The organism is Salmonella sp. SJTUF15581 (assembly GCF_043356775.1).
GTDB classification, from domain to species: Bacteria; Pseudomonadota; Gammaproteobacteria; order Enterobacterales; family Enterobacteriaceae; genus Salmonella; species Salmonella enterica.
The window spans coordinates 94,780-109,823 of the sequence record NZ_JBEUJY010000003.1 but is presented as its reverse complement, the minus strand read 5'-3'; the positions used below and the strand labels follow the sequence as shown (position 1 = coordinate 109,823).

Sequence of the window (15,044 nt, the reverse complement as noted above, 5' to 3'; positions counted from 1 at the left end):
GCGACGAATGACAATGAAGGGTACCAAATGAAAACCGTAACTGTAAGAGATCTCGTGGTTGGCGAAGGCGCGCCAAAGATCATTGTGTCGCTAATGGGAAAAACCATTACCGATGTGAAATCGGAAGCACTCGCCTACCGTGAAGCGGATTTCGATATTCTGGAGTGGCGCGTTGACCATTTTGCCAACGTGACAACGGCGGAAAGCGTACTTGAGGCCGCCGGCGCCATCCGGGAGATTATTACCGATAAACCCTTGCTATTTACCTTCCGCAGCGCGAAAGAAGGCGGCGAACAGGCGCTAACCACCGGACAGTATATCGCTCTGAATCGTGCAGCGGTTGACAGCAGTCTGGTCGATATGATCGATCTTGAGCTTTTTACCGGCGACGATGAGGTGAAAGCCACCGTCGACTATGCTCATCAACACAACGTTGCGGTGATCATGTCTAACCATGATTTTCATAAAACGCCCGCAGCGGAAGAGATTGTTCAGCGTCTGCGTAAAATGCAGGAACTGGGCGCCGATATTCCGAAGATCGCCGTCATGCCGCAGACTAAAGCCGATGTCCTGACCTTACTTACCGCCACTGTAGAAATGCAGGAGCGCTATGCGGATCGTCCGATTATTACCATGTCGATGTCGAAAACCGGGGTAATATCTCGTCTTGCCGGCGAAGTGTTCGGTTCTGCAGCAACGTTTGGCGCGGTGAAAAAAGCATCTGCGCCGGGACAAATATCGGTAGCCGATCTGCGTACCGTATTAACTATATTGCACCAGGCGTAATACTTTATCGTGTGGCGGAATATTCTCTTTCTGCCACAATAAAATAAATAGTTATCTGATATGAATATGTTCCATATTCATTGAAAGCCGCTGTCTTTATTACCTTAACACGGTTATATCGATATTGCTTTCAGGGATAATAGTGGAGTAAATATGAAAATCAATAAGCCATCACGCATTAATGGCCGCGTTCCCGTGCTCTCTGCACAAGAAGCAGTAAATTATATTCCAGATGAGGCCACTTTATGTATTCTGGGCGCAGGCGGCGGTATTCTCGAAGCGACAACATTAATTACCGCACTGGCAGATAAATATCAAACAACCCAGTCACCACGAGATTTATCTATTATTAGCCCTACCGGATTAGGTGACCGCGCCGATCGCGGCATCAGCCCGCTGGCGCAGGAGGGACTGGTAAAATGGGCGCTATGCGGACATTGGGGGCAATCTCCCCGTATTTCTGAACTGGCTGAACAAAATAAAATCGCCGCCTATAACTACCCACAAGGCGTATTAACCCAGACGCTGCGCGCCAGCGCCGCACACCAGCCGGGTATTCTGAGCGATATCGGTATTGGTACCTTTGTCGACCCTCGCCAACAGGGCGGAAAATTAAACGACGTGACTAAAGAAGATCTCATTAAGCTGGTAGAGATCGATAATAAAGAATATCTCTATTATAAAGCGATAGCGCCTAATGTGGCTTTTATCCGCGCCACCACCTGCGACAGCGAAGGCTATGCATCATTTGAAGATGAGGTGATGTATCTTGATGCGCTGGTGATCGCCCAGGCCGTTCACAATAATGGCGGTATTGTAATGATGCAGGTGCAGAAAATGGTAAAAAAAGCCACGCTGCATCCAAAATCCGTGCGTATTCCCGGCTATCTGGTGGATATTGTGGTTGTCGACGCCGACCAGACGCAACTCTATGGCGGCGCGCCGGTGAACCGATTTATCTCCGGGGATTTTACTCTTGATGATAGTACCCAGCTTACCCTGCCCCTTAATCAGCGCAAGCTGGTAGCCCGACGCGCGCTGTTTGAAATGCGTAAAGGCGCGGTAGGCAATGTGGGCGTAGGCATTGCCGACGGTATTGGTCTGGTCGCTCGCGAGGAAGGCTGCGCCGATGACTTCGTGCTGACCGTAGAAACTGGCCCGGTAGGCGGTATTACCTCTCAGGGCGTGGCCTTCGGCGCCAATGTCAATACCCGCGCGATCCTCGATATGACCTCACAATTTGATTTTTATCACGGCGGTGGGCTCGATGTCTGCTATTTAAGTTTTGCCGAAGTGGATCAACACGGTAATGTCGGTGTACATAAATTCAACGGCAAAATTATGGGCACCGGCGGGTTTATCGATATTAGCGCAACGTCGCAAAAAATTATTTTCTGCGGAACTCTGACGGCCGGAAGTTTAAAAACTGAAATTACCGATGGCAAATTAAATATTCTGCAAGAAGGTCGCGTGAAAAAATTCGTCAGCGAACTGCCGGAAATTACGTTCAGTGGAAAAATTGCGCTTGAGCGCGGGTTAGACGTGCGTTACATCACTGAACGTGCGGTTTTCACTCTCAAACAAGATGGCCTGCATTTAATTGAAATTGCGCCTGGCGTCGATCTGCAACGGGATATTCTTGACAAGATGGATTTTTCACCGGTTATCTCACCAGATTTAAAACTGATGGACACAAGATTATTTACCGATAGCACTATGGGATTCACGCTTCCTGACGCAACACATTAAAAGGAGTACAAATATGGATTTTTCATTAACTGAAGAACAAGAACTATTACTGGCCAGTATTCGCGAGTTAATCACCAGCAATTTTCCGGAAGAGTATTTCCGTACCTGCGATCAAACGGGCACCTATCCCAAAGAATTTATGCAGGCGCTGGCGGAAAACGGTATTTCGATGCTGGGCGTCCCGGAAGAATTCGGCGGCATTCCGGCTGACTATGTAACGCAAATGCTGGCGCTGATGGAAATCTCAAAATGCGGCGCTCCGGCCTTTTTGATTACCAACGGCCAATGCATTCACAGTATGCGCCGTTTTGGTTCCGCAGAACAACTGCGTAAAACAGCAGAAAGTACTCTGGCCACCGGCGATCCAGCATATGCGCTAGCCTTAACAGAACCTGGCGCGGGCTCTGATAATAATAGCGCCACAACAACCTGGACGCGTAAAAACGGCAAGGTTTATCTTAACGGCCAAAAAACATTTATCACCGGTGCAAAAGAATATCCTTACATGCTGGTTCTGGCGCGCGATACGGAGCCAAAAGATCCTAAAAAAGCGTTCACGCTTTGGTGGGTGGACTCAAATAAACCGGGCATAAAGATTAATCCGCTGCACAAAATTGGCTGGCACATGTTGAGTACATGCGAAGTTTATCTCGATAATGTCGAGGTGGACGAAAGCGACCGGGTCGGTGAAGAAGGCATGGGTTTCCTCAATGTCATGTACAATTTTGAAATGGAGCGTTTGATTAATGCGGCGCGCAGTACAGGTTTCGCCGAATGTGCATTTGAAGATGCCGCCCGTTACGCCAACCAGCGTATCGCCTTTGGTAAACCCATCGGCCATAACCAGATGATCCAGGAAAAGCTGGCGTTAATGGCCATCAAAATCGAAAACATGCGCAATATGGTGTTGAAAGTCGCCTGGCAGGCCGATCGGGAAGAGTCACTGCGTACCAGCGCCGCGCTGGCTAAGCTGTACTGCGCACGCACAGCGATGGAAGTGATTGACGATGCGATTCAGATTATGGGTGGGCTTGGTTATACTGACGAAGCCCGTGTCTCCCGCTTCTGGCGCGATGTTCGCTGCGAACGTATCGGTGGCGGCACGGATGAAATTATGATCTATGTGGCAGGACGCCAAATTCTGAAAGACTATCAGAACAAGTAAGGATCGTACCGGAACGTCTTATTCGGCCTGACTGCTTTACGGCATCAGGCCGAATAAATCAGATAAATTTCGCCGTCAGGTATTTGGCAGCAAATACGCCTGCTCAACCAGACTATTTTTAAATTGCTTACGATAATCGTTGGGAGAACATCCTACATGCCGCATAAACAATTTGGCAAAATGGTCCACATTTTCATATCCTACCCGCCATGAAATTTCTGCCAGTGGCGACTCAGTGTTTGTCAGCGCAAACTTGGCCTCGGTCATACGTCGTTGAATAACATAGTTGATAGGGGATATATGATATTCTTTGGCAAATTCATGGCATATATAACTGACGCTGGCGCGAAATTTTTTCGATAGCTGGTCAAGCGTGATTTTCTCACGATAATTATTATTGAGATAAACAAGTACATCCTTAATTAATACATCTTTTTTAATGTAGCCTTGTTCAGAACGATAGGCATTTTTAAAATTTTCATAGTAAAGTGCGGTCAGAGTGTAAGCAAATGCATCGTATACAGAGGAAGCCAATACGTTTTTCCCCTGCGGAAGTAACACGCTTAATTCATTAAAGATACTTTTAATGACCTCTTTTCCCTGAACCACGGAAACCACCGGACAGGAATGACTCTGCAATAGTTGGTTTTCTTCCCAACCTGGAAAACAAAACCCATACAGCGCACAGGTATAGGTGGTAGCCGGCGAATTGCTGTCGGATGCTACAGCGTGTAGCCGCCCCCGCTCAACGACGACAATATCGTCCGCATGCGCGACGTAGAGTGAAGAGTCAATAATTAACCTGGCTATCCCTTTTTTGACGTAAATAAGCTCTGTTTCATTATCATGCATATGATGGCCAGACTCCCAGTTTGGATCATCGCTAATGACAAAACGTGAAAATCGAGGGGTCTTGTCCTGTTCAAAAATCGTCTCCGCGGCGGAGTCAAAACAGCGCTGATACATAATAACCTCTGTCAGGTTTAAAAAGATAACCAGGATAAAATAAAGCGAGCGTCAGTGTTGTACAACCGTGGAGATTACCAGCAAAACAAGATTATTCGTTCCGAATGCAAGATATTATGTTCTTTTGCAGACAGCTCAGATTACCTGTCGATAGCGTATTATCAGACAAAAATACATAGCCGACATATCTTTGATGTTTTCTTTTAACCTCACAGAAACAACATCGCACGTTTCATGTTAAAAAATGATGATATGCTTCGCACTTATTATTCTCACTACCGTATTTATATTTTTATGACGCCCTTTTCAGATGGTTGCTAACGATTCTCTGTTCGCAGATTTTTCGTGCAAGATTGTTGGCAAGGAAAACAGATTGACCCATCGAAAACCTCTTCAGACTGCCGCAGACTATTTTTAGTCAGATTTACGTTACTTATCCGCACGCGACTCACTGGAGATGCAATGAAAATAATAACCTGCTTTAAGTTGGTGCCTGAAGAACAGGACATTACCGTGACCCCGGAGCATTCGCTCAATTTTGATCGTGCCGAGGCCAAAATCAGCCAGTTTGATTTAAATGCAATTGAGGCCGCCGCGCAGTTAGCTGGCGATGGCGACGAGATCGCCGCGCTCACCGTCGGCGGCTCTCTGTTACAAAATTCAAAAGTCCGCAAAGATGTGTTATCCCGCGGGCCAGATGCGCTTTTTATGGTTCAGGATGCGCAACTGGAGCACGCCCTGCCCAAAGAAACCGCGCTGGCGCTAGCATCCGCGGCGGAGAAAATCGGCTTTGACCTGCTGCTCTTTGGAGAAGGCTCCGGCGATATTTATGCCCAACAGGTGGGCCTGCTGACTGGCGAACTCCTGAAACTCCCCGTCATCAACGCAGTAAGCCATATTCAACGCGACGGCGACAAAATCATCGTTGAACGCACACTGGAAGAAGACGTTGAAATTATCGAGCTCACGCTGCCCGCGGTGCTTTGCGTGACCTCAGATATTAACGTTCCACGCATCCCGTCAATGAAAGCCATTCTCGGCGCCGGGAAAAAAGCCGTTACGTCGTGGCTGGCGAGCGATATCCACTGGACCCCAACCACGCCACTGGCGGAACTGGTCGCCATCTCGGTACCGCCGCAGACAGAACGCAAGCATATCATTCTCGATAACGATTCGCCGGAAGCCATTACCGCATTGGCCGACCATTTGAAAAAATCCCTGAACTAAACCCAACGGAGAAAAATTATCATGAATCATTTAGCTAACGTATGGGTATTTAGCGATAACGTAGAGCGTTATGCCGAATTAATGACCGGCGCGCGGCAGTGGGGAGAAAAAGTTTACGCCATCGTGCAAGGAAACACGGAGATCGACTACGTGAAAGCGCTTGGCGCTGATGAGATAGTCATTCTTGAATCGCATACGGATTTGCAGCGCGTGGAAAACTATGCCGAAACGCTGGCCTCGTTATTAGGCGACCAAAATGGGCTGCTGCTCATGGCGGCGACCAAGCGCTGTAAAGCGCTGGGCGCCCGGCTGAGCATCCAGCTTGACGCCGTGATGGTGAACGACGCGACGTCTATTGACCTCCTCGACGGGACGCTACACGCAGAGCATCGCATGTACGGCGGACTTGCTTTCGGCAAAGAGAAATTAAACAGCCCGCAGGCGATTATTACGCTGGCACCCGGCGTGCTGGAACCCGCCGCCCCTCTCCCCGGTCATACTTGCCCGCAGACCACGCTGGCATATATTGCCCCACGCCACGAGGTATTGTGCCAGCAGCGGCGCGCAAAATCGTTAAGCAGCGTCGATTTGAGCAAAGCCAAACGGGTCATCGGCGTAGGACGAGGCCTGGCGGCGCAAAGCGATCTGGATATGGTGCATAAACTGGCGACCGTCCTCGGCGCAGAAGTGGGCTGTTCCCGCCCCATTGCGGAAGGTGAAAACTGGATGGAACGCGAGCGTTATATTGGCGTATCCGGCGTTCTGTTGAAATCCGATCTCTATCTGACGCTGGGCATTTCCGGCCAAATTCAACATATGGTGGGTGGAAACGGCGCAAAAATTATTGTCGCAATAAACAAAGATAAAAACGCGCCCATTTTCAATTATGCCGATTATGGTCTGGTGGGCGATATCTATAAGGTTGTTCCTGCCCTCATCGACCAGTTAAGCCGCTAATTCCTTTTTCAACGCACATCTCCCGTCGTCGATACGGCGGGAAAGGAGCATAAAGCATGTCGGATGATAAATTTGACGCTATTGTGGTGGGCGCAGGCGTAGCAGGAACGGTCGCTGCGTATGTGATGGCAAAAGCGGGACTGGATGTACTGGTTATTGAACGCGGAAACAGCGCGGGCAGCAAAAATATGACCGGTGGGCGGCTCTACGCTCACAGTATCGAAAGTATTATGCCGGGATTCGCAACGTCCGCCCCCATCGAACGTGTCGTTACCCGTGAAAAAATCTCCTTTTTAACCGAAGAAAGCGCCGTCACACTTGATTTTCACCGCGCGCCCCCTACTCCGCCCCTTACGTCATATACCGTACTGCGCAACAAACTGGACCCGTGGCTAATGGCGCAGGCGGAACAGGCTGGCGCGCAGTTTATCCCAGGTGTACGGGTTGACGCTCTGGTACGTGAAGGCAATCGCGTCACTGGCGTTCAGGCCGGGGATGATATTCTGGATGCGAATATTGTGATTCTCGCGGACGGCGTGAATTCCATGCTGGGCCGTTCGCTGGACATGGTGCCTGTCTCTTCTGCGCATCACTATGCCGTCGGCGTAAAAGAGTTGATTGGGCTCTCTCCGGCACTTATTGAAGAGCGCTTTAATCTGGCGTCCCATGAAGGCGCCGCCTGGTTATTCGCTGGCGCGCCCTCCAACGGGCTCATGGGCGGCGGGTTTCTTTATACCAACCGCGATTCGGTTTCTCTGGGGCTGGTATGTGGCCTGGGCGACATTGCTCACGCGACCAAAAGCGTACCGCAAATGCTGGAAGATTTTAAACAGCATCCGGCAATACGCCCTTTGATTCAGGGGGGAACGCTGCTTGAATACTCCGCTCATATGGTGCCCGAAGGCGGCATAGCAATGATGCCGGAGCTGGCAAATGACGGCGTGATGATTGTCGGCGACGCCGCCGGTCTTTGTCTGAATCTCGGTTATACCGTCCGCGGCATGGATTTAGCCATCGCGTCCGCGCAAGCGGCCGCTCAAACCGCCATTGACGCTAAAGCGCGGCAAGATTTTTCCGCCGCGAGTCTTGCCGGTTACAAACGCGCGCTGGAGAAAAACGGCGTGTTACGCGATATGCGGCATTTCCGCAAACTCCCCGGATTAATGGAAAACCCACGGCTTTTTACCGAGTACCCGCGAATGGCGGCAAACATTGTGGGCGATCTGTTCACCGTTGATGGCGGTCCAGTCCCACCGTTGCGTAAAACTATCCTGTCACATGCGAAAAAAATTGGACTGGTGAATCTATTAAAAGACGGCATAAAAGGGGCTACGGCATTATGAGTTCGGACAATAAGGTGAATGTTGACGTCAAATTGGGCGTAAATAAATTTTACGTAGATGAAGGACACCCACATATCATTTTGCGCTCCTCGCCTGACATGCTGGAGTTTAATAAATTAATAAAAGCCTGCCCTGCCGGACTCTATAAGCTGGACGATGCGGGAAATATTCATTTTGACTCCGCGGGCTGCCTGGAATGCGGGACCTGCAGGGTTCTCTGCGGCAATACTCTTCTCGAAAAATGGGAATACCCGGCGGGAACGTTCGGCGTTGAGTTTCGCTACGGCTGACGCTCTGAAACACCGGATAACGACGCTACGGTGTCTTATTCGGCTTGCCCCCGGAGATTACGTCATTTGTATTAATAGAGAACAAGTCAATGAGTGTTACATTAACGTTTGACGCCGCAAGGCGGAAAACCTATCGCGAGTCCGGCTACTGGGGCGATGCTTCACTGGGCGACTACTGGCGGCAAACCGCACGCGCCGTACCCGATAAAATCGCCGTGGTCGATAATCATGGCGCGTCCTGGACCTACGCCGCACTCGACTGCGCGGCAAGCCGCCTGGCAAACTGGTTACTGTCTCAGGGGATCCAACCGGGCGATCGCGTGGCCTTTCAGCTTCCGGGCTGGTGTGAGTTTACCCTCATTTATCTGGCCTGCCTGAAAACGGGCGCGGTATCTGTCCCGCTGCTTCCCGCCTGGCGAGAAGCAGAGCTGGTTTGGGTGCTGAACAAATGTCAGGCTAAAATATTCTTCGCCCCCACCGTATTCAAACAGAATCGTCCGGTCGATCTTATCCTTCCGCTACAAAATCAACTGCGCCATCTGACGCATATTGTCGGCGTGGATAAACTGGCGCCTGCCACCACAGCGCTTGCGCTTAGTCAAATCATCGACCGCAGCGAACCGTTGCAGTCAGACATTAACATTCACGGTGATGAACTGGCGGCAGTGCTGTTTACCTCCGGCACAGAAGGAATGCCGAAAGGGGTGATGTTGACCCACAATAATATTCTTGCCAGCGAACGGGCGTATTGCGCGCGGTTGAATTTAACCTGGCAAGATGTGTTCCTGATGCCTGCGCCACTGGGCCACGCCACCGGATTTTTACACGGCGTCACCGCGCCCTTTTTAATCGGGGCGCGTAGCGTATTGCTGGACATCTTTACCCCAGAAGCCTGCCTTACCTTATTAGCGCAGCAACGCTGTACCTGTATGTCAGGCGCGACGCCGTTTATTTACGATCTGCTTTGTGCCGTTGAGCAACAGCCTGCCGACCTCTCCTCACTGCGATTCTTCTTATGCGGCGGCACGACTATTCCCAAAAAGGTTGCCCGCGACTGCCAGCAGCGCGGTATCAAATTATTGAGTATTTACGGTTCTACAGAAAGTTCTCCACACTCGATGGTTAATCTGGGTGATTCGACTTCACGCATGATGAATACCGATGGTTATGCCGCCACCGGTGTAGAAATTAAAATCGTGGATGAAGATCGCAATACGCTTCCAGCAGGCCACGAAGGCGAAGAAGCCTCGCGCGGGCCGAACGTTTTTATGGGATACCTGGACGAGCCGGAACTTACCGCCCGCGCACTGGATAATGAGGGCTGGTATTACAGCGGCGACCTCTGCCGCATGGATGAAGACGGTTATATCAAAATTACCGGGCGCAAAAAGGATATTATTATACGTGGAGGTGAAAATATCAGCAGTCGCGAAGTCGAAGATATTTTGCTACAGCACCCTCGCATACACGATGCTTGCGTCGTTGCTATGCCTGATGAACGCTTAGGCGAACGTTCATGCGCGTATGTGGTCTTAAAACCGCCGCACCTTTCGCTGACGCTGGAAGAGGTGATCGCTTTTTTCAGTCGAAAACGGGTAGCGAAGTATAAATATCCGGAACGGATCGTCATCGTAGAAAAACTGCCCAGAACCGCCTCTGGCAAAGTGCAGAAGTTTCTGTTGCGGCAGGATATTATTGAGCGGCTGCGCAAGGAGCACACCGCGGTATAAATTGCCGGATGGCGACGTTAACGCCGCCATCCGGTATCACATTACTTCTTCAGTTCCGCCAGACTCAGCCAGGTCTGAACCACGGTGTCCGGGTTCAGCGACAGGCTGTCGATCCCCTCTTCCATCAGCCAGGCGGCAAAGTCTTCATGGTCGGACGGACCCTGACCACAAATTCCAACATATTTGCCCTGTTTTTTCGCCGCGCGGATCGCCATCGACAGCAGCGCTTTCACCGCGTCGTTACGCTCGTCAAACAGTTCAGACACCACGCCGGAATCGCGATCCAGCCCCAGCGCCAGCTGCGTCATGTCGTTAGAACCAATCGAGAAGCCATCAAAATACTCGAGGAACTGTTCAGCCAGCAAGGCATTGGACGGGATCTCGCACATCATGATGATCTTCAGCCCGTTCTCGCCGCGTTTAAGCCCCTGGCGCGCCAGCTCTTCGATGACCGCTTTCGCTTGGTCGACCGTCCGCACGAACGGGATCATGATTTCGACGTTGGTAAGGCCCATATCGTTGCGCACGCGTTTCACCGCTTCGCATTCCAGCGCAAAACAATCGCGGAAACTTTCTGCGACGTAACGACCCGCGCCGCGGAAGCCCAGCATCGGGTTTTCTTCATGCGGCTCATAGCGTTCGCCGCCGACCAGGTTGGCGTATTCGTTGGACTTAAAGTCAGACAGGCGAACGATGACGCGTTTCGGGTAGAAGGCGGCGCCTAACGTCGCGATCCCTTCCGTCAGTCGACCAACGTAAAATTCACGCGGCGAGTCAAACCCTTTCATCATCTCACGAATGTCGTTTTGCAGCGCGGCATCCTGGTCGTCAAACTCCAGCAGCGCGCGTGGGTGAACGCCAATCATACGGTTAATGATGAATTCCAGTCGCGCCAGACCTACGCCTTCATTCGGCAGGCAGGCAAAGTCAAATGCCCTGTCCGGGTTGCCGACATTCATCATGACCTTCAGAGGTAGCTCTGGCATGGTGTCTACGCTGGAGCTTTTTACGCTGAAATCCAGCATGTCGGCATAAACATAACCGGTATCACCTTCTGCGCAGGAGACGGTTACTTTTTCGCCATCTTTCATGCGTTCGGTGGCGTCGCCGCAGCCGACTACCGCCGGAATGCCCAATTCGCGGGCGATAATCGCCGCGTGACAGGTGCGCCCGCCACGGTTAGTGACAATCGCCGCCGCTTTTTTCATGATCGGTTCCCAGTCCGGGTCGGTCATATCGGTGACAAGCACATCGCCAGGCTCAATACGGTTCATTTCGCCGATATCGTGAATAACTTTTACCGTACCTGCGCCGATACGATGCCCAATAGCACGACCTTCGGCAATGATTTTCCCCTGCGCATGTAGCGTATAACGCTCCATCACCTGGCCACGGGAGCGCACGGTTTCCGGACGTGCCTGCACAATAAAGAGCTTACCGGTATGACCGTCTTTCGCCCATTCGATATCCATCGGACGACCATAGTGCTGCTCAATCTGCACCGCTTGTTTCGCCAGTTCCTGCACTTCTTCGTTGGTGAGCGAGAAAATGTCGCGCTGTTCCTGCGGCACATCTTCAATCTTCACTTGCTTGCCGTGCTCCTGGGTGGCGGCGTAAACCATGCGGATTTTTTTCGACCCCATGGTGCGGCGTACGATGGCCGGACGGCCTGCCGCCAGGGTTGGCTTATGGACATAAAATTCATCCGGGTTAACCGCGCCCTGCACCACCATTTCACCCAGTCCCCATGCCGAGGTGATAAAGACCACCTGGTCAAAGCCGGATTCGGTATCGATAGAGAACATCACCCCTGACGAGGCGAGATCGGAGCGAACCATCCGCTGCACGCCAGCGGAAAGCGCTACGCCGCGATGATCATATCCCTGGTGAACGCGATAAGAGATGGCGCGATCGTTAAACAGAGAAGCAAATACGTGTTTCACTGCCACCAGTACCGCATCGAAGCCCTGAACGTTAAGAAACGTTTCCTGTTGGCCCGCAAACGAAGCATCTGGCATATCTTCCGCCGTGGCGGAGGAACGCACGGCAAAAGAGGCATTTTCATCATCCGACGAAAGCTGCGCATAGGCATCGCGGATGGCGTTTTCCAGCGCCGGCTGGAAAGGAGTGTCGATAATCCACTGGCGGATCTGCGCGCCCGCTTTCGCCAGCTGGGAGACATCATCAATATCTGTCTTATCCAGCAGCTCATAAATGCGCTGGTTTACGCCGCTTTGATCCAAAAACTGGTTAAACGCATCGGCAGTGGTTGCAAAACCATTCGGAACGGATACGCCCATGCCGGAAAGGTTAGTAATCATTTCACCCAGGGAGGCATTTTTGCCCCCAACTCTGTCTACATCATTCATGCCGAGTTGGTTATACCAAAGCACCAGCGGTGACGAGCCATTGTTGGACATCGAACAATCCTTTTGTGATAAATGAACGAGTTTAAGAAACACATAGTTGCGTATTTATCCTGGCATACTTAAACCCGCGAAAAAAACGGTGAATCGTTCAAGCAAATTTATTTTTTCATTTTTTCAGATTGTTTACGTAGTTGCGCAAACCCGCGCATAGCACGGCATTCCCTGAATAACCCCCGGTATAAACTGCGTTTCCAGGAAATGAAACACACTTTTCATTAATTATAAAAAGCGCCTGTCATTTTATAAAATAAGCGACAAGTTATACGTTTCCCGTTACTTTTAATTTATGCTTTCAGATAATTATGTTTACTCTTCAGGATGAACAGAATGGATAATGTTGTTGATCGCCATGTTTTCTATATTTCTGATGGTACCGCCATCACCGCCGAGGTCCTGGGTCACGCGGTTATGTCGCAGTTTCCGGTGACGATCAGCAGCATCACGCTGCCATTCGTGGAAAACGAAAGTCGCGCCCGCGCCGTCAAAGACCAAATTGACGCCATTTATCAGCAAACCGGCGTTCGCCCGCTGGTGTTTTACTCGATTGTTTTACCTGAAATTCGCGCCATCATCTTACAGAGCGAAGGTTTCTGCCAGGATATCGTCCAGGCGCTGGTGGCGCCGCTTCAGCAGGAGATGAAACTGGATCCGACGCCAATCGCTCATCGTACTCATGGGCTTAATCCGGGTAACCTGAACAAGTATGACGCCCGTATTGCCGCTATCGATTATACCCTGGCGCATGATGATGGCATTTCATTGCGCAATCTCGATCAGGCCCAGGTCATTTTACTTGGCGTTTCGCGCTGTGGAAAAACGCCCACCAGCCTCTATCTGGCAATGCAATTCGGCATTCGTGCGGCTAACTATCCTTTCATCGCCGATGATATGGATAATTTGACGCTGCCCACATCGTTAAAACCGCTACAACATAAACTGTTCGGCCTGACAATTGACCCTGAACGCCTGGCGGCAATTCGCGAAGAACGCCGTGAAAACAGTCGCTATGCCTCGTTGCGTCAGTGCCGCATGGAAGTGGCGGAGGTCGAAGCGCTGTATCGTAAGAATCAGATCCCCTGCCTGAACAGCACCAATTATTCCGTTGAAGAGATAGCCACCAAAATTCTCGACATTATGGGGCTTAACCGCAGGATGTACTAGCAAACTAGTTTAATGGATTGGTTTTTGTTATCATGCCGTTCTGCCTGCGAGGTGTGACACGCCTCGCACTTGAAATCAGCAGGGATTGGTTTATCGTGATGCCCATCACTTCCCGGTAGTCCTGCCGTTGAAGCAACAAATTTCTGAGACTTGTAATGAACAGAACCGACGAACTCCGTACTGCGCGTATCGACAGCCTGGTAACACCGACCGAACTCGCGCAGCGGTATCCTGTATCGTCCTCCGTCGCCAGTCACGTTACCGACTCCCGACGCCGGATAGAAAAGATTTTAAATGGTGAAGATCCACGGCTACTGGTCGTCATTGGCCCCTGTTCGATTCACGATCTGAATGCTGCCATGGAATACGCGACGCAGCTCCAGGCACAACGCCAAAAGCATCAGGCGCGTCTGGAGATCGTCATGCGCACCTATTTTGAAAAACCGCGCACCGTCGTGGGATGGAAAGGCCTGATTTCCGATCCTGACTTGAATGGAAGTTACCGCGTCAATTATGGGCTTGAACTGGCGCGTCGCTTGCTATTGCAGGTGAACGAACTGGGAGTACCGACCGCCACAGAGTTTCTTGATATGGTCACTGGCCAGTTTATTGCCGATCTGATCAGTTGGGGAGCGATTGGCGCGCGTACCACCGAAAGCCAAATCCATCGGGAAATGGCTTCTGCGCTCTCTTGTCCGGTCGGCTTTAAAAATGGTACGGATGGCAATACTCGCATTGCCGTTGACGCTATTCGCGCCTCCCGCGCCAGCCATATGTTTCTCTCGCCGGATAAAGACGGACAGATGACCATCTACCAGACGAGTGGCAACCCGTATGGGCACATCATCATGCGCGGCGGTAAAAAACCGAACTACCACGCTGAAGATATTGCCGCCGCCTGCGACACGTTGCATGAATTTGATCTGCCGGAACATCTGGTCGTCGACTTCAGCCACGGCAACTGTCAAAAACAGCATCGCCGCCAGTTGGAGGTATGTGATGATATTTGCCAGCAGATTCGTAATGGCTCCACGGCAATTGCCGGGATTATGGCCGAGAGTTTTTTACGGGAAGGCACGCAAAAAATTATCAGCGGTCAACCATTAATCTATGGTCAGTCCATTACCGATCCTTGCCTGAACTGGGAAGATACGGAAGTTTTGTTGGAAAAACTGGCCGCGGCGGTAGACAGCCGCTTTTAATAGCTCGCCCATCCTGTCGGGATGGGCGTTTCTTCGATG

General features: G+C 51.0%; 12 protein-coding genes. 10 read left to right on the top strand and 2 right to left on the bottom strand.

The window, feature by feature from the left end; translation table 11 throughout:
• Nucleotides 1-27 precede the first annotated feature (27 nt).
• From aroD to ABVN36_RS07365, 3 genes are all read left to right on the top strand, one after another.
• On the top strand, nt 28-786 hold the full coding sequence (gene aroD, locus ABVN36_RS07375; protein WP_023138659.1) for a type I 3-dehydroquinate dehydratase: 759 nt from the start codon (nt 28-30) through the stop codon (nt 784-786).
• Nucleotides 787-939: 153 nt separating this feature from the next.
• Nucleotides 940-2,535, top strand: coding sequence for an acyl CoA:acetate/3-ketoacid CoA transferase (locus tag ABVN36_RS07370; protein WP_000700599.1), 1,596 nt, complete (start codon nt 940-942; stop codon nt 2,533-2,535).
• Nucleotides 2,536-2,548: 13 nt separating this feature from the next.
• Complete coding sequence (locus ABVN36_RS07365; protein ID WP_000347819.1) at nt 2,549-3,700, top strand: acyl-CoA dehydrogenase; 1,152 nt, start codon at nt 2,549-2,551, stop codon at nt 3,698-3,700.
• A gap of 75 nt (nt 3,701-3,775) precedes the next feature.
• On the opposite strand, the gene ABVN36_RS07360 is transcribed toward ABVN36_RS07365, so the two are convergent.
• A complete protein-coding gene (locus ABVN36_RS07360; RefSeq protein WP_000284832.1) occupies nt 3,776-4,666 on the bottom strand; it encodes an AraC family transcriptional regulator in 891 nt (296 codons plus the stop codon).
• Nucleotides 4,667-5,128: 462 nt separating this feature from the next.
• Between ABVN36_RS07360 and ABVN36_RS07355 the strand changes: the two genes are divergently transcribed.
• The 5 genes from ABVN36_RS07355 (at nt 5,129) to fadK (ending at nt 10,213) form a co-directional block, all read left to right on the top strand.
• Nucleotides 5,129-5,893: an electron transfer flavoprotein gene (locus tag ABVN36_RS07355; RefSeq protein ID WP_000692095.1), complete on the top strand. Its 765-nt coding sequence runs from the start codon at nt 5,129-5,131 to the stop codon at nt 5,891-5,893.
• Nucleotides 5,894-5,914: 21 nt separating this feature from the next.
• A complete protein-coding gene (locus tag ABVN36_RS07350; RefSeq protein ID WP_001015880.1) occupies nt 5,915-6,850 on the top strand; it encodes an electron transfer flavoprotein subunit alpha in 936 nt (311 codons plus the stop codon).
• A 56-nt stretch (nt 6,851-6,906) separates the two neighbouring features.
• Nucleotides 6,907-8,193 (top strand): FAD-dependent oxidoreductase, encoded by a 1,287-nt coding sequence (locus ABVN36_RS07345; RefSeq protein WP_001278565.1) that lies wholly within the window; start codon nt 6,907-6,909, stop codon nt 8,191-8,193.
• Complete coding sequence (locus ABVN36_RS07340) at nt 8,190-8,483, top strand: ferredoxin family protein (protein ID WP_000093359.1); 294 nt, start codon at nt 8,190-8,192, stop codon at nt 8,481-8,483. The genes ABVN36_RS07345 and ABVN36_RS07340 overlap by 4 nt, the downstream gene beginning before the upstream one ends.
• Nucleotides 8,484-8,572: 89 nt before the next feature.
• Complete coding sequence (fadK, locus tag ABVN36_RS07335) at nt 8,573-10,213, top strand: medium-chain fatty-acid--CoA ligase (RefSeq protein ID WP_023138658.1); 1,641 nt, start codon at nt 8,573-8,575, stop codon at nt 10,211-10,213.
• A gap of 41 nt (nt 10,214-10,254) precedes the next feature.
• On the opposite strand, the gene ppsA is transcribed toward fadK, so the two are convergent.
• The gene (ppsA, locus tag ABVN36_RS07330) at nt 10,255-12,633 is read right to left on the bottom strand and encodes a phosphoenolpyruvate synthase (protein WP_000069333.1); all 2,379 of its coding nucleotides are present in this window, start codon (nt 12,631-12,633) and stop codon (nt 10,255-10,257) included.
• 336 nt (nt 12,634-12,969) lie between these two features.
• Here ppsA and ppsR point away from each other — a divergent pair, with 336 nt between their 5' ends.
• Nucleotides 12,970-13,803, top strand: coding sequence for a posphoenolpyruvate synthetase regulatory kinase/phosphorylase PpsR (ppsR, locus tag ABVN36_RS07325; protein WP_000370992.1), 834 nt, complete (start codon nt 12,970-12,972; stop codon nt 13,801-13,803).
• Between the two features lie 155 nt (nt 13,804-13,958).
• Nucleotides 13,959-15,005 carry a 3-deoxy-7-phosphoheptulonate synthase AroH gene (aroH, locus tag ABVN36_RS07320; protein ID WP_001082196.1) on the top strand — a complete coding sequence of 349 codons (1,047 nt, stop codon included), beginning with the start codon at nt 13,959-13,961 and terminating at the stop codon, nt 15,003-15,005.
• The last annotated feature ends 39 nt before the right edge of the window (nt 15,006-15,044 follow it).